16 protein-coding genes are annotated in these 18705 nt (G+C 62.6%); 3 read left to right on the top strand and 13 right to left on the bottom strand.

Going from position 1 to position 18705, the window contains the following annotated elements:
- Positions 1-2: 2 nt before the first annotated feature.
- Positions 3-491: a peroxiredoxin gene (locus J7392_RS16300; RefSeq protein WP_209218513.1), complete on the top strand. Its 489-nt coding sequence runs from the start codon at positions 3-5 to the stop codon at positions 489-491.
- A gap of 132 nt (positions 492-623) precedes the next feature.
- On the opposite strand, the gene J7392_RS16305 is transcribed toward J7392_RS16300, so the two are convergent.
- From J7392_RS16305 to J7392_RS16340, 8 genes are all read right to left on the bottom strand, one after another.
- Positions 624-1469, bottom strand: a complete 846-nt coding sequence (locus J7392_RS16305; protein ID WP_209218514.1) for a mechanosensitive ion channel domain-containing protein — start codon at positions 1467-1469, stop codon at positions 624-626.
- Between the two features lie 12 nt (positions 1470-1481).
- Complete coding sequence (locus tag J7392_RS16310) at positions 1482-1790, bottom strand: 4a-hydroxytetrahydrobiopterin dehydratase (protein ID WP_209218515.1); 309 nt, start codon at positions 1788-1790, stop codon at positions 1482-1484.
- Positions 1787-2974, bottom strand: a complete 1188-nt coding sequence (locus J7392_RS16315; protein WP_209218516.1) for a GNAT family N-acetyltransferase — start codon at positions 2972-2974, stop codon at positions 1787-1789. Before J7392_RS16315 ends, J7392_RS16310 begins: the two co-directional genes overlap by 4 nt.
- 48 nt (positions 2975-3022) lie before the next feature.
- Complete coding sequence (locus J7392_RS16320) at positions 3023-3784, bottom strand: glycerophosphodiester phosphodiesterase family protein (protein ID WP_209218517.1); 762 nt, start codon at positions 3782-3784, stop codon at positions 3023-3025.
- Positions 3781-4239 carry a RidA family protein gene (locus J7392_RS16325; protein ID WP_209218518.1) on the bottom strand — a complete coding sequence of 153 codons (459 nt, stop codon included), beginning with the start codon at positions 4237-4239 and terminating at the stop codon, positions 3781-3783. The genes J7392_RS16320 and J7392_RS16325 overlap by 4 nt, the downstream gene beginning before the upstream one ends.
- 84 nt (positions 4240-4323) lie before the next feature.
- Positions 4324-5634: an HlyD family type I secretion periplasmic adaptor subunit gene (locus tag J7392_RS16330; RefSeq protein ID WP_209218519.1), complete on the bottom strand. Its 1311-nt coding sequence runs from the start codon at positions 5632-5634 to the stop codon at positions 4324-4326.
- Entirely contained in the window at positions 5631-7367 is a 1737-nt protein-coding gene (locus tag J7392_RS16335) for a type I secretion system permease/ATPase (protein ID WP_209218520.1), read from the bottom strand. Before J7392_RS16335 ends, J7392_RS16330 begins: the two co-directional genes overlap by 4 nt.
- A 112-nt stretch (positions 7368-7479) precedes the next feature.
- On the bottom strand, positions 7480-9729 hold the full coding sequence (locus J7392_RS16340; protein WP_209218521.1) for a PBP1A family penicillin-binding protein: 2250 nt from the start codon (positions 9727-9729) through the stop codon (positions 7480-7482).
- A 271-nt stretch (positions 9730-10000) separates the two neighbouring features.
- Between J7392_RS16340 and J7392_RS16345 the strand changes: the two genes are divergently transcribed.
- Positions 10001-11308, top strand: coding sequence for an ammonium transporter (locus tag J7392_RS16345; RefSeq protein ID WP_209218522.1), 1308 nt, complete (start codon positions 10001-10003; stop codon positions 11306-11308).
- 59 nt (positions 11309-11367) lie between these two features.
- Here J7392_RS16345 and J7392_RS16350 read toward each other — a convergent pair whose 3' ends face one another.
- The 5 genes from J7392_RS16350 to J7392_RS16370 form a co-directional block, all read right to left on the bottom strand.
- Entirely contained in the window at positions 11368-13092 is a 1725-nt protein-coding gene (locus tag J7392_RS16350; protein ID WP_209218523.1) for a histidine kinase N-terminal 7TM domain-containing protein, read from the bottom strand.
- Positions 13093-13284: 192 nt separating this feature from the next.
- Positions 13285-14466: an amino acid aminotransferase gene (locus J7392_RS16355; protein WP_067266822.1), complete on the bottom strand. Its 1182-nt coding sequence runs from the start codon at positions 14464-14466 to the stop codon at positions 13285-13287.
- A gap of 33 nt (positions 14467-14499) precedes the next feature.
- Entirely contained in the window at positions 14500-15354 is an 855-nt protein-coding gene (gene sseA / locus J7392_RS16360) for a 3-mercaptopyruvate sulfurtransferase (RefSeq protein ID WP_067266820.1), read from the bottom strand.
- 247 nt (positions 15355-15601) lie between these two features.
- Positions 15602-16090, bottom strand: coding sequence for an SsrA-binding protein SmpB (gene smpB, locus J7392_RS16365; RefSeq protein WP_209218524.1), 489 nt, complete (start codon positions 16088-16090; stop codon positions 15602-15604).
- Positions 16091-16137: 47 nt separating this feature from the next.
- Positions 16138-16956 carry a sulfotransferase family protein gene (locus tag J7392_RS16370; protein ID WP_209218525.1) on the bottom strand — a complete coding sequence of 273 codons (819 nt, stop codon included), beginning with the start codon at positions 16954-16956 and terminating at the stop codon, positions 16138-16140.
- Positions 16957-17126: 170 nt separating this feature from the next.
- Here J7392_RS16370 and J7392_RS16375 point away from each other — a divergent pair, with 170 nt between their 5' ends.
- Positions 17127-18704 carry a DUF5928 domain-containing protein gene (locus J7392_RS16375; protein WP_209218526.1) on the top strand — a complete coding sequence of 526 codons (1578 nt, stop codon included), beginning with the start codon at positions 17127-17129 and terminating at the stop codon, positions 18702-18704.
- Position 18705: the final 1 nt, after the last annotated feature.

Genomic DNA, 18705 nt, shown 5'->3' on the forward strand with positions numbered 1-18705 from the left:
CCATGACGATTTCTCAAGGTTCGACGCTGCCGGACGCGAAACTGGTTCAGATGGGCGCCGATGGGCCCGAGCCGGTGCAGATGGCCGACAAGGTCAAAGGCCGCAAAGTGGTGATCTTTGCCGTGCCGGGCGCCTTCACGCCGACTTGCCACTCCGCCCATGTGCCCAGCTTCGTGCGCACCAAAGATCAGTTCGACGCCAAGGGCGTGGATGAGGTGATCTGCATTTCCTGCAACGATCCTTTCGTGATGAAGGCTTGGGGCGAGGCGACCGGCGCAACCGAGGCCGGGATCACCATGCTCGCCGACGCCAGCAGCGCATTCACCCGCGCCATCGGCATGGAGTTCGACGCCGAAGGCGCCGGGCTGGTGGGCCGGTCAAAACGCTATGCGATGCTGGTCGAGGACGGTAAGGTCACCCTCTGGCAGCCCGAAGAAAGCGCAGGCACCTGCGAGATTTCCGGCGGTGAAGCGTTGCTGGATAATATGTAAAGTGACGGGCAGCGGCTGAGCGGATCAGGCGCTGCCCTTCCAACGACCCGCCCGGTGGCACACCGGGCAACGCCCGCCCTCGCCCCGGAGGGCGATGCCCTTCGTTTCAGCAGGCAACGCCCTTCAGACGCCTTACTCCGCCGCCTGAACGATCGTGCGCGTGGGGAAGGGAATATCCACCCCGCCCTCATCCAGCGCCTCTTTGACCTTACGGGTCATATCGGCCTTGAAGGCAAAGTAATCGTCCGCGCTGCACCAGACCCGGACAAGGAAATCCACCGAACTGTCGTTGAGGTTGTTCACCTGAATGAAGGGCTCGGGATCCGTATCCGCGCGCTCATCCGACATGATTGTGCTGCGGATGATATCCTCGGCGGTCTTGAGGTTCGCGCCATAGCCCACACCAAAGGTCCACTCCGCCCGGCGCGTCGGGTTGACCGAATAGTTGGTGATCACATTGCCCCAAACCTCAGAGTTCGGCACGATGACCTGCACATTGCTGAGATCGGCCAGAACCGTGTAGTTCAGATTGATCTGTTTGATCGTCCCCATCTCGCCCGCGATCACAACGAAATCGCCGATCTTGATAGGGCGGAACAGGATCAGCATGACGCCCGCGGCCACGTTCGACAGGGTGCCTTGCAGGGCCAGACCAATCGCCAGACCCGCGGCACCAATGACCGCCACGACCGAGGTCGTCTTAACCCCGAAAGTGTTGAGCACGAACAGAACAGTGAACCCCAACACCACATAGCGCACGATGGAGGCCAGAAACTCAAACAGCATCTCATCAAGGTGCTTGTGCCGCTTGCCAAGGTTCTCAACGCGGTGCTGCAGCCAGCTGGAGATGATCCACCCCAGCAGCAAAATGACAATCGCGCCAATCACCGACCCTGCCGCACTGGCAAGGAACTCCAGCGTCAGCAGATCGGCAATCGTCTTGCCCTGCCACAACTCGGTTTCAAACAAATCTTGCATCCGGTCTCTCCGTCAGTCTTTGCCGGCCCCAAAGAGACCATCCATCTTACGCGCCAATTTCGCGTCGAGCGAGCTTAGCCCATCCACGTCATGGGTGATCAACGTTACCTCCACCCGGTTGTAAACGTTGCTCCATTCCGGATGGTGATTCCATTTTTCCGCCCAGATTGCTACCCTTGTCATCCAGCCAATGGCATCGACGAAATCACTGAACTTGAACGTCTTGTGGATCGCATCCCGGCCTTCCACCATCTCCCAGCCCGTATTGAACAGCGGCTGAAGCAGGGTCTTGCGGGTTTCGATGCTTAATCTCTCGGTCATTCTTGTTCCTCGATCGTCGTCTTTTTGAAAGGGCCGTAGTCGGTCAGCACGCTGATCTCTTCGTCCACGGCGTCGCGTTCGGCCTGCAAATACTCCCCCACGGCGGCGGCAAAGCCCGGGTCGCGCATCCAATGCAGCGACCATGTGGGCGAAGGCAGATAGCCCCGCGCGAGCTTGTGTTCGCCCTGCGCGCCCGCCTCGACACGGGCAAGCCCATGGGCAATGGCGAAATCCATGGCGCGATAATAGCACAGTTCGAAATGCAGAAAGGGGTGATGCTCGGTGCAGCCCCAGTAGCGGCCAAAGAGCGTCTCTGCCCCGATGAAGTTCAGCGCCCCGGCAACCCAACGCCCGTCACGTTCGGCCAGCACCAGCGCGATATCGTCGCGCAGGTTTTCTTGCGCGTGGTCAAAGAATTCCCGCGTGAGGTAGGGCGAACCCCATTTCCGCGCGCCGGTGTCTTGGTAGAACTGCCAAAAGGCATCCCAATGCTCGGGCGCGATCTGGTCGCCGGTGAAGGTGTGGATCGTGCCGCCAAAATCCTGCGCCTGTGCGCGTTCCTTGCGGATGTTCTTGCGCTTGCGCGAAGACAGGCTGGCGAGGAAACCGTCGAAATCCGCATAGTCGCGGTTGTGCCAGTGAAACTGCTGGCTTTTGCGGCTCATCAGGCCCAGTGCTTCGGCCCGGGCGACCTCCTGCTCGGTGCAAAAGGTCACATGGAGCGACGACAGCGCGTTGTTATCGGTCAGCTGCACCGCGCCTTGAACCAGCGCGGCGGTGCCCGCCTCTTCAAACTCGGGCCGCACCAAAAAGCGCCGTCCGGTGGCGGGGGTGTGGGGCACGGCGATCTGCAGTTTGGGGTAATACCGCCCGCCCGCGCGCTCATAGGCATGGGCCCAATTGTGGTCGAAGATATATTCGCCTTGGCTGTGCGATTTGGCATACATCGGCGCGACGGCAATCACTTGGCCCGCGATCCGCGCCACCAGATACTGCGGCTGCCAACCGGTGCCGGGGCCGACCGAGCCGCTGCGCTCAAGCGCCAAGAGGAAGCGATAGGTGGTGAAAGGGTCGCGCGGACGGCCCCCATCCTCGGCCTCGGGACAGGCGCAGGCGTCCCAATCCACTTGGCCGATCTGCACCAATTCCGGCACCACGGTAATCTCGATTTCCTGCGCGTTCATCTGAGCCTTGCCTGCCTTGGGTCCTATGTGTGGCCTCGGCCTCGCAGATCAAGGGCGCGGGCGCGGCAGATAATCCTCAAAGGTCACGTTCTGTGCCACCTTACGCGCGATCTCTTCCTCCGCTTGACTGCGGATCGTCCAGCAGAGCACCGCCGCCCCTTCAGCCTTGAGTTCCGCCACGCGGGAGCGGCTCAGATCGTCGGCCTCATGGCTGATGAAACAAGACCCGCTGTCGGCGTAATCGGGAATTTCGCGCAGCCGGTCGCAGGTCGCGGCGGGCAGCGGCCATTCATCGGGGCGATAGGCGCTGGTGGTCAGGCCGCGCGGCACTTCGGGCAAAAGCCGGGCCAGCGCACGCACCGAATGCGGGTTGAAGGACATGACCGCCAGATCACCCCGGTAGCGGCCAAGCAGTTCCGCCGCGGCGGCCTCAAGCGCACCGACATCCGGCCCCATGGCACCGTCCTGATCCTTGAACTCCACCAAGAGCGGCACGCGCCCGGCAACGAGGTCGAGGATGTCCTCAAGCGTCGGGATGCCCTCATCGCCGCCCTTCAGCGGGATCGCGGCAAGGGCACTTGCGTCGCGCAGCCGAACCGCCCCCTGCTCTTCCGTCAGCCGTTCTAACCCGTAATCGTGGAACACCATCGGCTTGCCATCGGCGCTGAGTTGCAGGTCGATCTCGATGCCTAGCCCCGCATCGACAGCCGCGCGCACGGCGGCGCGGCTGTTTTCGGGCCGTCCAGCGGCGAGGTCATGCAGCGCGCGATGCGCCAGCGGAATGTTCAAAAAGACGGCAGGAAGGGTCATTCGATCTCAAAGATGCCTTCGATTTCGACAGCGACACCCAGCGGCAGCGATGCGGCAGAAACCGCCGAACGGGCGTGACGGCCCGCGTCGCCCAACGCCTCGACCATGAAATCGGAGGCGCCGTTGATCACCTTGGGCTGGTCGGTGAAATCGGCGGTGGAGTTCACGAAGCCGGTCAGTTTCACCACCCGCTTGAGCCGGTCCAGATCGCCATCACAAGCGGCACGGACCTGCGCCAGAAGGCTCAGCGCACAGCTGCGCGCGGCGGCGGCACCGGCGTCGACATCCATATCGGCGCCCAAACGCCCGGTGATCAACCCATCCGGCCCGTTGGAGATCTGGCCCGAGACATAGACGGTATTGCCGGTGACCACGAAGGGCACGTAGTTCGCGGCGGGTGCGGGCGCGTCGGGCAGGGTGATGCCGAGATCGGCAAGGCGGGCGGTCAGGGACATGACGGGCTTCCTTTGGTTGCGGTTCTGGGCGGACGCTAACCGCCCGCCGCGCCAAGGGAAAGCCCCTTTGCCACCTGCCCCGCCTCAGCTTTCGCGGAACGCGCGGGCGAAATAGTCGGCCATCGGTTTCAGCAAATAGGCCATGGGAGAGCGCTCACCGGTGCGGATGAAAGCCTCAACCGGCATGCCGGGGAGGAGGATGGTGCCCTCCTCCAGCTTATCCGTCTCACCGGGGTTCAGCGCGATCTCGGCCCGGTAATAGCTCTGACCGGTGGCGTCATCCTCGATGGAGTCGGCAGAGACCTGCAAGACCTTGCCCACCAGTTCCGGCGTGGTGCGCTGGTTCAGTGCCGAAAGACGCAGGTTCACCTCTTGGCCCACGGCGACCTGATCGATATGAATGGTCTGCACCTGCGAGGCGATGATCAGCGGACGGTCCTGCGGGACGAGATACATCAGCGGCTCCGCCGCGCGCACGACGGAACGCGGGGTTTGCACCTGCATGCCATAGATCACCCCCGACACCGGCGCGCGGATATCAAGGCGGTCGATCTCGGCCCTAAGCGCGCGGCGCTGCTCGGCCATCTCCAACTCACGGTAGCGTAGATCACGCAGCTGGGTGATCGCCTCTTCCCGCCCAGCCGAGCGCAGTTTGAGCCGTTCGATGTCGATCTCTGTCACCCGCTCTTGCGACTGGGCCTTTTGCGCCGAAAGCTCTCCGATCTGGCCGCGCAGGCGGGCCTGTTCGCGCATGAGGGTCAGCACGGCAGAGGCCTGCGTCAGGCCCCGGTCCAGCAGCGATTGTTGGTTGGCCAATTCCTCTTCGATCAACTCCAACTGCCGCGAAAGCGCGGCCTCCTGCGCATCGACCCCGCGGATTTGCGCGTTGATCTGCGCCCGGCGTTTGCCCAATTGCTCAAGCTCCTGCGCCACGCTGACGCGGCGCGCGTCAAAGAGGTTGCGCTGCCCGTCCACCAATTCCTGCACGTCAGGGTTCGTCGCCCCGGCGGTCAGCAACTCTTCGTCAAATGTGACCGTCTCGACCTCGTCGCGCTGCGCCTCTAGCCGTCCCCGGCGGGCCATAAGCTCGTAAAGCTGCCCTTCGACAATGGCCAATTGCGAGGTCAACTGCTCCGCATCAAGCCGCAGCAGCACATCCCCGGCGGCGACGTTGTCGCCCTCATCCACGAGGATGTCGGCCACCACGCCGCCGGTCTCATGCTGGACGATCTGCCGGTTGCGGTCGACTTCGATCCGGCCCGAGGCCACGACCGCCCCGGCGATTTGGCTGGTCACCGCCCATGTGCCAAAACCGCCGAAGAGCAGGAACAGCCCGATGAACCCAAGGATCAGGGGCCGCTTCGCCGACCAGCGCTTGTCGTCACGGGCGTTCATACCACGCCCCCCGAGCGTGCGGGCGCTTTCTGGATCTCGCGGTGGTTTTGCACCATCCCGGCCAGCACCTCATCCTTGGGGCCAAAGGCTTTGCGCATGCCGTTATCCAGCACCAGCAGCGTGTCGCATTCCTGAATGGCCGCCGGGCGATGCGCCATGATCAGCACCGACCGCCCGCTGGCCTTCATCTGTCGGATCGCGTGGTTCAGCGCCTGAGAGCCGGTATTGTCGAGGTTCGAGTTCGGCTCATCCAGCACGACGATCACCGGGTCATCATACAGCGCCCGCGCGAGCCCGATGCGCTGCATCTGCCCGCCCGAAAGCCGCACCTGCCCCGCGCGGATGGGCGTGTCATAGCCTTGCGGGAATTCGAGGATCATCTCATGGGCCGCCGCCATCTTGGCCGCCTTGACCACTTTGGCGTCGTCAGGATTGGGGGAGAGCCGGGCGATATTCTCGGCAATGGTGCCGTCGAACAGCTGAACGCGCTGCGGCAGATATCCGATATGCCGCCCCAAGGTCTCGCTCCCGTAATGCTCAAGCGCGGCCCCGTCGAGGCGGATAGACCCGCCCGCAGGCGGCCAGACCCCGGTGAGCGTGCGGGCCAAGGTCGACTTCCCCGCCCCCGAGGGGCCGATCACGCCGACCGCCTGCCCCGGCTCAACGGTGAAGTTGATTGACTTGAGTGCCGCCTGTTTCTCACCCGGCGCCACGACCGTCAGCGCCTTTGCGGCGAGTTTTGCCTTTGGCTGTGGTAGGGCGGTGCGCGCGGGCTCCTCCCCCACCGCACCCAGAAGCTGCGCCAGATTGGCCCAACCGGCCCGGCCCCGCTGCACCACAGGCCATTGGTTCAACGCCAGTTCCACCGGCGCCAGCGCCCGGCCCAAGAGGATCGAGCCTGCGATCATCGCGCCCGGCGTCATCTGGTTTTTCAAGACCAGCCAAGCGCCGAGGCCCAGCATGGCGGATTGCAGAAACAGCCGCAGCGTCTTGGTCATCGCGGTGAAAGTGCCGCCCACGTCGGTCGATTTCACCTGCTGCGCCAGCGCCTGCCCCCGAGCCTGCTGCCAGCGGGTAAAGGCAGCATCGCGCATGCCCATGGCCTGCACCATCTCCGCCTCGACCCTGATCTGGCCCGACATGGCATCCGCCGCCTGCCCCGAGACGCCAGCCCGGGCTTGGCTTTCGCGCGACAGCATCTGATTGGCCACCGCGATTGCCACCAGCACGGCGGCACCGCCCAAGGCCAGCCAGCCCAGCATCGGGTGGAACAGAAAGATCGCGGCAAAGAAGATCGGCGTCCATGGCGCGTCAAAGGCGGCCATCAGCACTGGGGAGGTCATGAGGCGCTGCACAGCTTCGAGATCGGCAAGGCCCGCGTTGGTTTTCACATCCGGGGCCACGGCGGATTTGCGCACCACCGCGTCGAAGACCCGCCGGTCGAGATCGGATTGAAACCGTGCCCCCACCCGCGCCATGATCCGGCCACGCGTGTAATCCAAAAGCCCCATCACCGCATAGAGAAAGACGACGAGGACCGAGAGGGCGATCAGCGTTTCCTCTGACCCTGAGCCGAGCACGCGGTCATAGACCTGCAACATATAGAGCGGGCCGGTGAGCATGAGCATATTGGCAAAAAGGCTGAACAGGGCCACCGCCCAATAAAGCCCACGGCCGCGCCTGCGCACGCGACGCAGCTCGGACAGCCCCCTGTTCACCACATCGCTTTGCATCAAACCCCTTCAACGCTGCCCGCCAAGCGCGCAGCACCTTCCCGCTTTCGGGGAATTGATAATGAGTTTGACAACCCAATGCTATTGATTTTTCGGCCCGCCCCCGACCGCCTCAGCGGTCGAGGAAGTTCGGCGCGGGCGCGCTGGCCCCGCTGCCGCTGCTGCCGCCGCCAAAGATATCGCGCAGAACCCGGTCGATCACATTGTCCGCGCCGCCGCCTTGGTTGCCACCGCCCTGCGGTTGCGGCTGTGGCTGCGGTTCGGGCTGTGCCTCGCTCAGATTGCTGGGCGGGGCGGGCGCCTGCATCGGCAACTCCTTGAGGGGCATTCCCTCATGCACGCGGCTCATGGTCTCGCGCCAGATCTCTGCGGGCAGGCCACCGCCCGTGACCCCGGTAAGCGGCGTGTTGTCGTCATAGCCCATCCAGACCCCGGCCACATAATCCGCCGAGAAGCCCACAAACCAAGCATCCTTATTGGCCGAGGTGGTGCCGGTCTTGCCCGCGAGTTGCCGCCCGCCAAACTTGGCGCGCTGGCCGGTCCCTTCAGAGATCACCTTTTCCATCATATAGACCAACTGGCGCGCGGCATCTTCTTGGATCACACGTTCGTTGATGCCGCCGCCGGTGCCCATCAACGGCTCCATCTCGCCCAGAAGGCGCAGGTCGACCAACCCATAGGGCGTCACCGATGAGCCGCCGTTGAGGATACCGGCATAGGCGCCGGTCATTTCAAGCAGGGTGCTCTCCGATGCGCCAAGCGCCAGTGCCGGGCCGGCGGCCAGATCGCTTTTGATGCCGAACTGCGTGGCGACCGAACTCACCGTTTCGCGGCCCACGCTTTCCGAGACTTTCACCGCCGGAATGTTCAACGAGCTTTTCAGCGCCTCGGTTAGGGTCACCGGCCCCTTGAAACTCTTGGTGTAGTTCTTGGGGCACCATTGCCCCGAGCCGGGAATGTTCAGGCAATAGGGCTCATCCACGATGATGTCATCGGGTGAATAGCCCAGATCGAGCGCCGCGGCATAAATGAAGGGTTTGAAAGCCGAGCCGGTCTGACGCATCGCCTGCGTGGCGCGATTGAAGGCGCCCGCGACCTTGGTCTTGCGACCGCCCACCAATGCGCGCACCGCGCCATCGGAAGACATCACCACGATCGCCGCCTGCGCCTTGGAGCCTTCGCGGACCTTATTCTCAAACACCCATTTCAAGCCTTCCTCGGCCGCGCGCTGGATGCGCTGATCGAGGGTGGTCTTGATGATCACGTCTTCGGTGGTGTTGCGGGTAAAGAATTCCGGCCCCGAGGACATGACCCAATCGGCAAAGTAACCGCCCGCCTCGGCCTCTGCCGCCTCGGACAGTTGCGCGGGATTGGCGATGGCCTCATCAGCCTCGGCGGCAGAGAGATAGCCCTGCTCTTCCATCAGGCGGATCACCGTGGCGGCGCGGCTTTGCGACCGGTCCAGATTGTTGGTGGGCGAAAGCGTCGTGGGCGCGGTCAAAAGACCGGCCAGCATCGCGCCTTCGGCGGGCGAGAGGGCCGCTGCGGGTTTGCCGAAGAACCGCTGCGCCGCGGCCTCTGCCCCAAAGGCACCGCCGCCCATATAGGCGCGGTTAAGGTAGATCGAGAGGATGTCGTTCTTAGTGTATTTCAGCTCCATCGCGATGGCAAAGAGCGCTTCCTTGGCCTTGCGACCCAAGGACGAGCGACGGCATTCCGCCTCATATTCCTTTTCCGTCATGCCGCTGCTGGGGTCATAGGGCTCGCCCAGACAGAGCAGTTTGGCTGTCTGTTGGGTGATGGTCGAACCGCCGTGGCCGGAAAGCGGCCCGCGCCCCTCGCTCAGGTTGATGCGCACAGCCGAGGCGATGCCCCGCGGGCTGACGCCCAGATGGCGATAGAATCGCTTGTCCTCGGTGGCGATGACCGCGTTTCTCAGATGTTTGGAAACCGATTCCGCCGAGACCACGCCGCCAAATTGGTCGCCGCGCCAAGCAAAGACCTCGCCCTCACGGTCGAGCATGGTGACAGAGCCGCGCGCGCGCCCGTCCAGCAGCGTTTCGAGCGGCGGGATCGTGGTGTAGATATAGCCAACGGCCAAGGCGAGGACGAGGAAGACCACAAGGCTGACACGCCATGTGATCGTCCAGATCAAGCGCCAGATCCAGCGGGCGAGGCCCGCAAAGAAACCGATGATACCGCCGCGCCGGGGGCGTTTGGGACGAGCGGCTTTGCGGCGGGCGGGCGCGGCCTTGCGCGGGGCGGGCTTGGCCTTCGCCGAGGTCTTGGCCTTTGGTTTGGCCTTACCGGGATACCGCTTGTCGGCCACCAAAGGGCGTTTGCGCTTGTTCTTGTCGGTCATAATATCGCCTGCTCGGCCCTATTTTTCGCCACTTTAGCCTGACTGCAGCGGTTTGTTTAGCGCTGCAAGGTCCAATCGGCGTCAAATGTCTGATTAATTTATAGGCAGATTCCAGCCTGCGCCTGCTTTTTAAGCGGCATTGCCAAGCAATGGCGCAAATATGGCAGGCAAACCTGTCCAAGAGCGCCTGATATCCGGTTTTCTCATGCTGCACGGGCAGCCGCCCGCTTCGGTAAGCACGCATTCGGACCCGCAGACAGGAAACGACCATATGAAACCCATCTTAATACTTCCCCTCGCAGCGGCGGTCAGCGCCCTGCCCGGGCTGGCGCTGGCACAGGACGCGGAATACGCGACGCTGGCGGATACGACCTTCATCTTCAACACCCTGCTTTTCCTGATCGGCGGCTTCCTCGTCTTCTGGATGGCGGCGGGTTTCGCCATGCTAGAAGCGGGGCTGGTGCGTTCCAAGAACGTCACCACGCAGCTGACCAAGAACATGGGCCTCTTTGCGCTTGCCGCGGTCATGTATTGGCTGGTGGGCTATAACATCATGTATCCCGGCGACGGCAATTGGACCATGGAAGGCGTCTTTGGCACCTTCGCGACCAAGGACATCAAGACCGAGATCGACGCAGGCGGCTACTCCAACGCCTCTGACTTCTTCTTTCAGCTGATGTTCTGCGCCACCACCGCCTCCATCGTGTCGGGTGCACTGGCCGAGCGGATCAAGCTGTGGCCCTTCCTGATCTTCGTGGTCGTGCTGACCGGCTTCATCTACCCGATCGAAGCGTCCTGGCAGTGGGGCGGCGGTTTCCTTTCCGCTATGGGCTTCAGCGACTTCGCCGGCTCGACCCTTGTGCACGCCGCTGGTGGTTTCGCCGCCCTCGCCGGGGCCATCGTTCTAGGGCCGCGTTTGGGTAAATACGGCAAGGATGGCCGCGTTGTGCCGATGCCGGGTTCCAACCTTGCCCTCGCCACTTTGGGCACGTTCATCCTGTGGATGGGCTGGTTCGGCTTTAACGGTGCGTCGCAGCTTGCCATGGGCACCATCGAAGACGTGGACGCCGTGGCGCAGATCTTTGCCAACACCAACATGGCCGCTGCCGCCGGTGCCGTCGCCGCGCTGATCCTGACGCAGGTGATGTACAAGAAAGTCGACCTGACCATGGTGCTGAACGGCGCGCTGGCCGGTCTCGTCTCGATCACCGCAGGGCCGCTTGACCCGACGCTGTTTGGTGCGCTTTGGATCGGTGCCGTGGGCGGTGTCATCGTGGTGCTGACCGTGCCGATGCTCGACAAGTTCAAGATCGACGATGTGGTCGGTGCAATCCCGGTTCACCTGATCGCCGGTTTCTGGGGCACGCTGGTCGTGCCGGTCTATACCGAGGGCACATCCTTCGTCACACAGATCATCGGCTTTGCCGCGGTTGGCCTCTTTGTCTTCATCGTCAGCTTCGTTGTCTGGTTGATCCTGAAAGCCGCCGGTGGCATCCGCGTCAGCGAAGAGGCCGAGATCACCGGTCTGGACATGTCCGAACTGGGGATGGAAGCCTACCCCGAGTTCGCCAAGGGCTAAGCCCCGGCGACATCGCCAAACAATCGACCGCCCGGCCAGCAATGGCCGGGCGGTTTGCGTTAGGCCACTAGAGGTAAAGAAATGGTAAAGGTCGTGCCGACACCCGGGGCGCTGACATAGCGGATGCTGCCCCCGTGCCGGTCCAGGATCTGCCGGGTGATATGCATTCCCAGACCGCTGCCATAGGCGACCTTGGTGTCGGAGCCATCGACCTGCGAGAAGGGGGCAAAGACCTGCTCTTCCGCGCCCGGGGGGATGCCACAGCCGCTGTCGCTGACCTGCACATGCGCCATGCCTTCGGACTGCTGTAGGCTGACCTCCACCTGCCCGCCCGGGGCAGAGAATTTCACCGCATTCGACAGCACGTTGCCAAAGACCTGCCCCAATCGCTCTGCATCGGCTTGGACCGTCAGCACCGCCTCGGACATCTTGCAGCGGAAGCGGATATCCTTCTCCGGTTGCAGGCTCTCCGCCCGGGCCACAGCCTTTTGCACCAACGGGGCGAGAGCGGCAGGGTGCAGGTCGATGCTGAACTCGGCACTGCTGAGGCTTTGGGTGTCGATCAGATCATTGACCAGGGTCGTCAGCGTCTCGGAACTGCCCGCGGCCTTTGCCAGCAAACGCGCCTTTTGCGCATCGCTCACCTTGGCCCCGCCTTGCAACAACAGGCCAAGCGCGCCGTTGATGACCGTCAGCGGGGTGCGCAGCTCATGGCTGACCGTGGCGAGGAACTGCGCCTGCATCTGCTCGGCGGCGATGGCCTTTTCGGCGGCGATCTTTTGCACGGTCACATCCAAAAGCGCCACGGCCCAGCCCACCTGTTTCTGCCCCGCCCCCAGAGAAATCGCATGGGCGCGCACGGCGAAATGGCGGTGGCCCAGTTGGATATCGGTCACATCGGGCAGGCTGCCATGGGCCGCGAGATAGCGGATGATCGGCCCCAACTCCCCAAAGGCGCTCAGCGGGGCCTCGGGATCGGCCTCCCGACGCAAGAGGTCGGCGGCGGCTGGATTGGTCTCGATCGCAGCGCCGCTCGGGTCGACCACGAGAACCGGATCGGTGCTGTTGTAGAACAACAGCTCTCGCGCGATTGCGTTCACGTCGATCCAGCGGTTATCGGCCACCAGCCAGACCACCAGCGTCAGCGAAAGCGCGAATGAGAAAGGCGCCGGATCGGTGTTGAACAGGGTGATGCCGCCCAAGATATAGGCCAGATTGGCCACCATGGGGATCAGCGTCGCGGCGAAAAGCTTGAGGAAAAAGCTGCGCACCGCGGGGTTGGCCGAACGCACCGCCCGCCCCGCCACGACCGCCGCCGCCATGATGACCATGTAAAGATAGGTGATCGCGATGAAGAACAGCGGGCCGTGGTCGGATTGGACATAGGCCCCCTCTGCGCTCAGCAACCACTTGGTTTCGGGGCCATAGAATTTCTCATGCCAGCCGCTCGTCACCGCGGCGAGGGTGATCAGCGCAGGCGCAAGCCCCGCGCAAAGCGGCACGAGCCATCGCGGCACCTTGGCCCCGAGCGCATATTCATAGAGGAAGAAAGCCCAGAAGGTCGGCAGCAGCACAAAGCCGATCCACGCAAGGCGGCTGACCCCAAAGGCGCAGGCGGCAGAGGTAGCGGAAAGCTCGACCCCGACCGACAAAAGCCAGAAATCCATGGCCAGAATGGCCAGCAAAAACCAATGTTTACCGGGCAGGCTGCTGTGCCCGCGCACCCAATAGCCCAACACGGTGACAAGCGTGGCTGTCACGATCACCAGCTCTACCGCTGGCAAGCTCACATCCAAGCGGATGCACTGTAATAATGATTCTAAAATTGGCCCGGCCCTGAGTTTTCACTCAAGCTATCCAAACATGCCATTTCGACCAAGTTTTGATTAAAACGGGCCAGAATAGAGGCATAGGGCGATTGTTCGGCAACAATCGAGGGGCTGTCCGGGCCGCGACATGCGCGGCCCGCTGCGCGATTAGATACCGACGTCGATGATCGCACGGGCAAGGATCGGCACGCTGTTCTGGTTCAGCCCGGCAATGTTCATACGGCTGTCGCCGACCATATAGATGCCATGTTTCTCACGCAGCGCGTCGACCTTATCCGGCGTGGTGCCAAGGCGCGAGAACATGCCCCGGTGCTGGGCGAGGAAGCCAAAGCGGTCCGACCCAGAGAGTTTCTGCAACTCACCCGCAAGCTGCTCACGCAGGCCCAGCATGGCGTTGCGAACATCCTCAAGCTCGGCCATCCAATCGGCCTTGAGCTCGTCATCGGTCAGGATGGTCGACACGATCCGCGCGCCGTGATCGGGAGGGAAGCTGTAGTTCTGGCGGTTGAGGAAGGCCAAAGTGGCTTGGTTCAGCCCCTGCGCCGCCTCGGCGGCCACCAGCATCAGGATGCCGGTCCGTTCGCGGTAGATGCCGAAGTTCTTAGAGCAGCTTGCCGCGATCAAACATTCCGGCACCGAAGCGGCCACTTTGCGCGTAGCAGCGGCATCCGCTTCTAGCCCGTCGCCAAAGCCCTGATAGGCGATGTCAATCATCGGCACGGCACCGGTGCTTTGCAGCACTTCGATCACCGCGTCCCACTCCGCGCTGTTGAGGTTCGCGCCCGTGGGGTTGTGGCAGCAGCCGTGCAGCAGGACCACATCGCCTTTCTTGGCGGTCTTGAGGTCTTCGATCATGCCGTCGAAGTTCACGCCGCCGGTCGCGCTGTCGAAATAGCGGTAGTTCACCACTTCCATGCCCAGATAGGACAGGATCGACAGGTGGTTCGGCCATGTCGGGTCAGAGACGAAAACGCGCGCTTCGGGGTTGGCCATACGCACCAGTTCAAAGGCCTGACGCACGGCACCGGTGCCACCGGGGGTGGCGGCGGCGGCAATCGCGCCGCGCGGCACGGCATCGCCTAGAACCAGCGCGGCCATCGCATTGGTATAGGTCGGATCACCTGCAAGACCGGTGTAGACCTTGGTGTCTTGGTTTTCCCAGATGCGCTGCTCGGCGGCTTTGACGGCGCGCATCACCGGGGTGTTGCCGCTGGCGTCTTTGTAGACACCGACGCCGAGGTCGATCTTCGTGTCGCGCGGGTCTTCGCGGTAGGCCTGTACAAGGGCGAGGATCTTATCGGCGGGTTGCGCCTTGAGCGTCTCGAACATTGGGTTCTCCGGTTGGAAGGTAACGGTAAAGGATTAAGCCGCGCCGGTGGCCACGGGCACTGTGGGGAACATGCCCCATTCCGCCCATGAGCCATCGTAGAGCGACCATTTGCGGTGGCCCAGCCGCTCCAGCGCCAGCGCCAGCACGGCGGCGGTGATGCCCGAGCCGCAGGAGGTGATGACGGGTTTCGACAGGTCCACGCCCGCCGCCTCGAAGATGGCGCGGGTCTCTTCGGGGGTTTTCATCGTTTTGTCGTCGTTGAGCAATTCGGTGAAGGGCACGTTACGCGCGCCGGGAATATGGCCCGCGCGCAGCCCCTCGCGCGGTTCAGGCGCATCGCCGCGGAAACGTGCTGCGGCGCGGGCGTCCACGATCTGCGGATCGCCGAGTTTGGAGGCATGGGCCACCTGTGTCACATCGCGCACCAGTTGGTTCTGGAAACGCACGGTCATATGGCGGTCGCGCGGCACGGGGGGCATGTCTTCGGTCTCGCGCCCCTCGGCCTGCCATTTCGGCAGCCCGCCATCCAGCACGGCGACATTCTCTTGCCCCATCAGGCGGAACAGCCACCAGACCCGCGCGGCGGACATCAGCCCCGCGCCGTCATAGACCACCACCTGATGCCCGTCACCCACGCCCATGGCGCGCAGCCGCGACATGAATTTCTCGATCGGCGGGGCCATATGCGGCAGGTCCGAACGCGCGTCCGAGATATCGTCGATGTCGAAAAAGCGCGCGCCGGGGATGTGCGCGGCGTCATACTCCGCCTTCGGATCGCGCCCGGCGTCGGGCAGATACCACGAGGCATCAAGGATGCGCAGGTCCGGGTCTTTCAGATGCTGAGCCAACCAATCGGTTGAAACCAATGTCTTGGGATCGTCGGCCATGGGGGCCTCCTTCGTCGCGGGCGTTGCCCATGCCTATAACCGGCGGGGGATGCTGGCAAGTGGAAGGGGGCGGTGAGGGCGTTGCCTGCCCCTGGGTTGGCGATGCTATGGGGTATTCATGCCACTTTATAGTTCAGGTTTGATGTGTGCTCGCGAAGGAGCACCCAGCCTCACCAAATCGCCTACCCCGGGGAGGGGCAGGCGATGGCCCGGCGCCTGCGGCTTGTCCCGGGCCTACGTGGCAGCCTTACCCGTGATCCTTCAACAACCGCTGCTTCTGCCGCGACCAATCACGTTTCGCCGCCGTCTCGCGCTTGTCGTGCAGTTTCTTACCCTTGGCAACGCCGATCTTGATCTTCGCCATGCCGCGATGGTTGAAATACATCACCAAAGGCACCAGCGTCATGCCCTTGCGCTGCGTCGCGTTCCACAGATCGGCCAATTCCTTGCGGCTGACCAGCAGTTTGCGCCGGCGCCGTTCTTCATGCTGAAAGGTCTTGGCCTGCTTGTAGGGCGCCACATAGGAGTTCACCAACCACAGTTCGCCATCCTCCACGGCGGCGTAGCTCTCGGCGATATTCGCCCCGCCTTCGCGCAGAGATTTCACCTCGGACCCTTCAAGGATGATGCCGCATTCGATGTCTTCTTCGATAGCGTAATCAAACCGCGCGCGGCGGTTTTCGGCGATCACCTTGTAATTCGGATCGGATTTGGAACTGGATTTGACCTGTGACATGCCAAAGCATGTAGAGCGCCCCCCGCCCCGGTGCAAGATGCTGCCGCTCAGTCACCCAGTTTGGCGTGCACCTCATCCAAATCGATCTCCCCCAGGGGGTGCTTATTGCCGGGGTTGTCGAAGTCATATTTGAACAAATCGAAGTCGCGTTTGTAGATCTCGCGCATCAGATGCATCGACAGATCATCAAAGTAATCCTCGACCGGATGCGCCCGCTTGGGCCCATGGCCCTCGCTCTCATTAAAGCGCGGGATCGCCGCCAGATCGACAGGGTGCGGCGTGTCCACGGCATCGAGCACCTGTTGCATCCCATCGTTGAACCGCTCGGTCCAGAAGATCTGGTCGTAGGTGCCGCCGTTGACGATAAAGGTGCTGACATGGCCCGAGACCGCCGACCAGTGAATGTCCGGGTCCATTGGCCGCCGCCAACGAATGGTATCGCGGGCGAACAGCAGGAAACGCCGGAAGCTCGCAATCTGGTCGAACTCCTCCTTGCCGTCCTCACCGCCTACGTCGATCCCGTATTTCTGCACCAGCAGCGGCACCAGATTGCCGCGATAGCGCCGCCCGTTGCGCTGAATGCCGCAAATCTTGTCAAAGAAAGACGACAGGATCCGCGTGTAAGGGTTGCGCACACAGGTAAAAGCATAGGACTTGCGCGCCGTCACATTCTCGGTGATCGGCCCCTGCGACCCATCCAAGGCCCATTTATGAATGCCTGACTTGGCATCATGGATGTCGCCGTCAAAGAACTCTCCATGATCGGAATAATACATGATCTGGCCGATGGTCGAACAGGCGCATTTGGGCACCACGCGGTACACCATGCTCTCACTTTCCGTCATCCATGTTCCGGGAAAACCCATGCGCGTCCTGCCTCCTGCTGGCGCTGGCTGTTTTAAGCAACAGTCAGACCTCGGTGCAAAAAAGCAAAGAAATGCTGTTTATTCAATCGGTCTTCAGGATTAACTAGGGAGGTGATCCACGACAAAAGGCCGATGCAAGCGGGCCGCGACAAGGACATTCGGTATCCTGCATGGCGAAAATTGCCTATATCCTGCTGTGCCACAAGGAACCGGAGGCCATCATCCGGCAAGCCGAGCGGCTGACCGCCGTGGGCGATTGCATGGCGATCCATTTCGACGCCTCCGCAAGCGCCGAAGACTACGCCCAGATCACCGCGGCCCTGCGCGACGACCCCAATGTCACCTTCCCGCGCAAACGCATCCGCTGCGGCTGGGGCGAATGGTCACTGGTGCAAGCCACGCTCGACACGCTCACCGCCGCGATAGAAGCCTTCCCGCGCGCCACGCATTTCTACCTGCTCTCCGGCGATTGCATGGCAATCAAATCCGCCGAATACGCGCATCGGTTCCTTGATGAGACTGACGCAGATTTCATCGAAAGCATGGATTACTTCGAAAGCGATTGGATCAAGACCGGCTGGAAAGAAGAGCGGCTGATCTATCGCCATTGGTTCAACGAACGCACGCAGCGCAAACGCTTCTACGCGATGTTCGAGGCGCAAAAGCGTCTCGGCCTGACCCGCAAGATCCCTGCCGACCTTCAGGTGCAGATCGGCAGCCAATGGTGGTGCCTGCGCCGCCGCACCGTCGAAGCGATGATGGCATTTAGCCACGAACGCCCCGACGTCATCCGCTTTTTCCGCAGCACGTGGATCCCGGATGAGACCTTCTTTCAAACCCTCGTGCGCCACCTCGTCCCCGAAGGTGAAATCGCCAATCGCAGCCTGACCTTCCTGCTGTTTTCCGACTACGGCATGCCGGTCACCTTCTACAATGACCACTATGACCTGCTGCTCGGCCAGAACCACCTCTTCGCCCGCAAAATCAGCCCCGAGGCACTGGACCTCAAACGCCGCCTCGGCCTGCTCTACGCCGCCCAAGGCGTGCCATTCCAGATCAGCGACGAAGGCCGCAACCTGTTCGATTTCCTCACCGCGCGCGGCCGCATTGGCCGCCGTTTCGCCCCCCGCTTTTGGGAGAGGGAATCCAGCCTTGGCCGCGAACGTGAACTGCTGATCATCATCGCCAAGAAATGGCATGTGGCAAAACGGCTCGTCGGACGGATACGCCAGCAAACCGGCCTCCCGGCGGTGGATTTCCTCTTCAACGAAGAAGACACCCCCCTGCCCGACCTCGGCGGCATTCAAACCACGCTGGAAAAACGCACCCACCACCGCCGCGCCCTGATGCGGATGCTCTACGACTACTACAACAGCACGCGGCTGATCGTCTGCATCGACACGTCGAACCTCGACCTGCTACGCGATTTCGCCTCGGACCGCGCGCAGGTGCGCATGCTCGAAGTCGAATGCAAACTGACCGACACCTATCTCAGTGGCCACGCCCGGCGCATTGGCCTGAGCGGCGCGCAAACTTCGCAAGAAAACCTGTCCCGCCTGCTCCCCACGATCCGCGGGAACATGCTGCATGAGGTCGACCAAATCCGCGACGCCCAATTCGCAAACTACAGCCGCCTCTCCGAATACGCCAACCCCGAAACCAACGCCGCGGCCCTCGCCCATTTCCTTAAGGTGACCGAAGACGAGGCCCGCGCAATCGTCCAGCCCGCAGGCCTCTTCGCAGATTAGC

This window comes from Sulfitobacter sp. R18_1, assembly GCF_017743915.1.
In the GTDB taxonomy this organism is placed as follows: domain Bacteria; phylum Pseudomonadota; class Alphaproteobacteria; order Rhodobacterales; family Rhodobacteraceae; genus Sulfitobacter; species Sulfitobacter faviae.

Bases quoted from the DNA above. Each gene is read 5' to 3' on its own strand.
- J7392_RS16340 (WP_209218521.1), bottom strand. From the start codon at position 9,729: ATGACCGACAAGAACAAGCGCAAACGCCCTTTGGTGGCCGACAAGCGG.
- J7392_RS16315 (WP_209218516.1), bottom strand. From the start codon at position 2,974: ATGAACGCGCAGGAAATCGAGATTACCGTGGTGCCGGAATTGGTGCAG.
- sseA (WP_067266820.1), bottom strand. From the start codon at position 15,354: ATGGCCGACGATCCCAAGACATTGGTTTCAACCGATTGGTTGGCTCAG.
- J7392_RS16355 (WP_067266822.1), bottom strand. From the start codon at position 14,466: ATGTTCGAGACGCTCAAGGCGCAACCCGCCGATAAGATCCTCGCCCTT.
- J7392_RS16330 (WP_209218519.1), bottom strand. From the start codon at position 5,634: ATGAACGCCCGTGACGACAAGCGCTGGTCGGCGAAGCGGCCCCTGATC.
- J7392_RS16320 (WP_209218517.1), bottom strand. From the start codon at position 3,784: ATGACCCTTCCTGCCGTCTTTTTGAACATTCCGCTGGCGCATCGCGCG.
- J7392_RS16370 (WP_209218525.1), bottom strand. From the start codon at position 16,956: ATGGGTTTTCCCGGAACATGGATGACGGAAAGTGAGAGCATGGTGTAC.
- J7392_RS16345 (WP_209218522.1), top strand. From the start codon at position 10,001: ATGAAACCCATCTTAATACTTCCCCTCGCAGCGGCGGTCAGCGCCCTG.
- smpB (WP_209218524.1), bottom strand. From the start codon at position 16,090: ATGTCACAGGTCAAATCCAGTTCCAAATCCGATCCGAATTACAAGGTG.
- J7392_RS16305 (WP_209218514.1), bottom strand. From the start codon at position 1,469: ATGCAAGATTTGTTTGAAACCGAGTTGTGGCAGGGCAAGACGATTGCC.
- J7392_RS16300 (WP_209218513.1), top strand. From the start codon at position 3: ATGACGATTTCTCAAGGTTCGACGCTGCCGGACGCGAAACTGGTTCAG.
- J7392_RS16310 (WP_209218515.1), bottom strand. From the start codon at position 1,790: ATGACCGAGAGATTAAGCATCGAAACCCGCAAGACCCTGCTTCAGCCG.
- J7392_RS16335 (WP_209218520.1), bottom strand. From the start codon at position 7,367: ATGCAAAGCGATGTGGTGAACAGGGGGCTGTCCGAGCTGCGTCGCGTG.
- J7392_RS16325 (WP_209218518.1), bottom strand. From the start codon at position 4,239: ATGTCCCTGACCGCCCGCCTTGCCGATCTCGGCATCACCCTGCCCGAC.
- J7392_RS16375 (WP_209218526.1), top strand. From the start codon at position 17,127: ATGGCGAAAATTGCCTATATCCTGCTGTGCCACAAGGAACCGGAGGCC.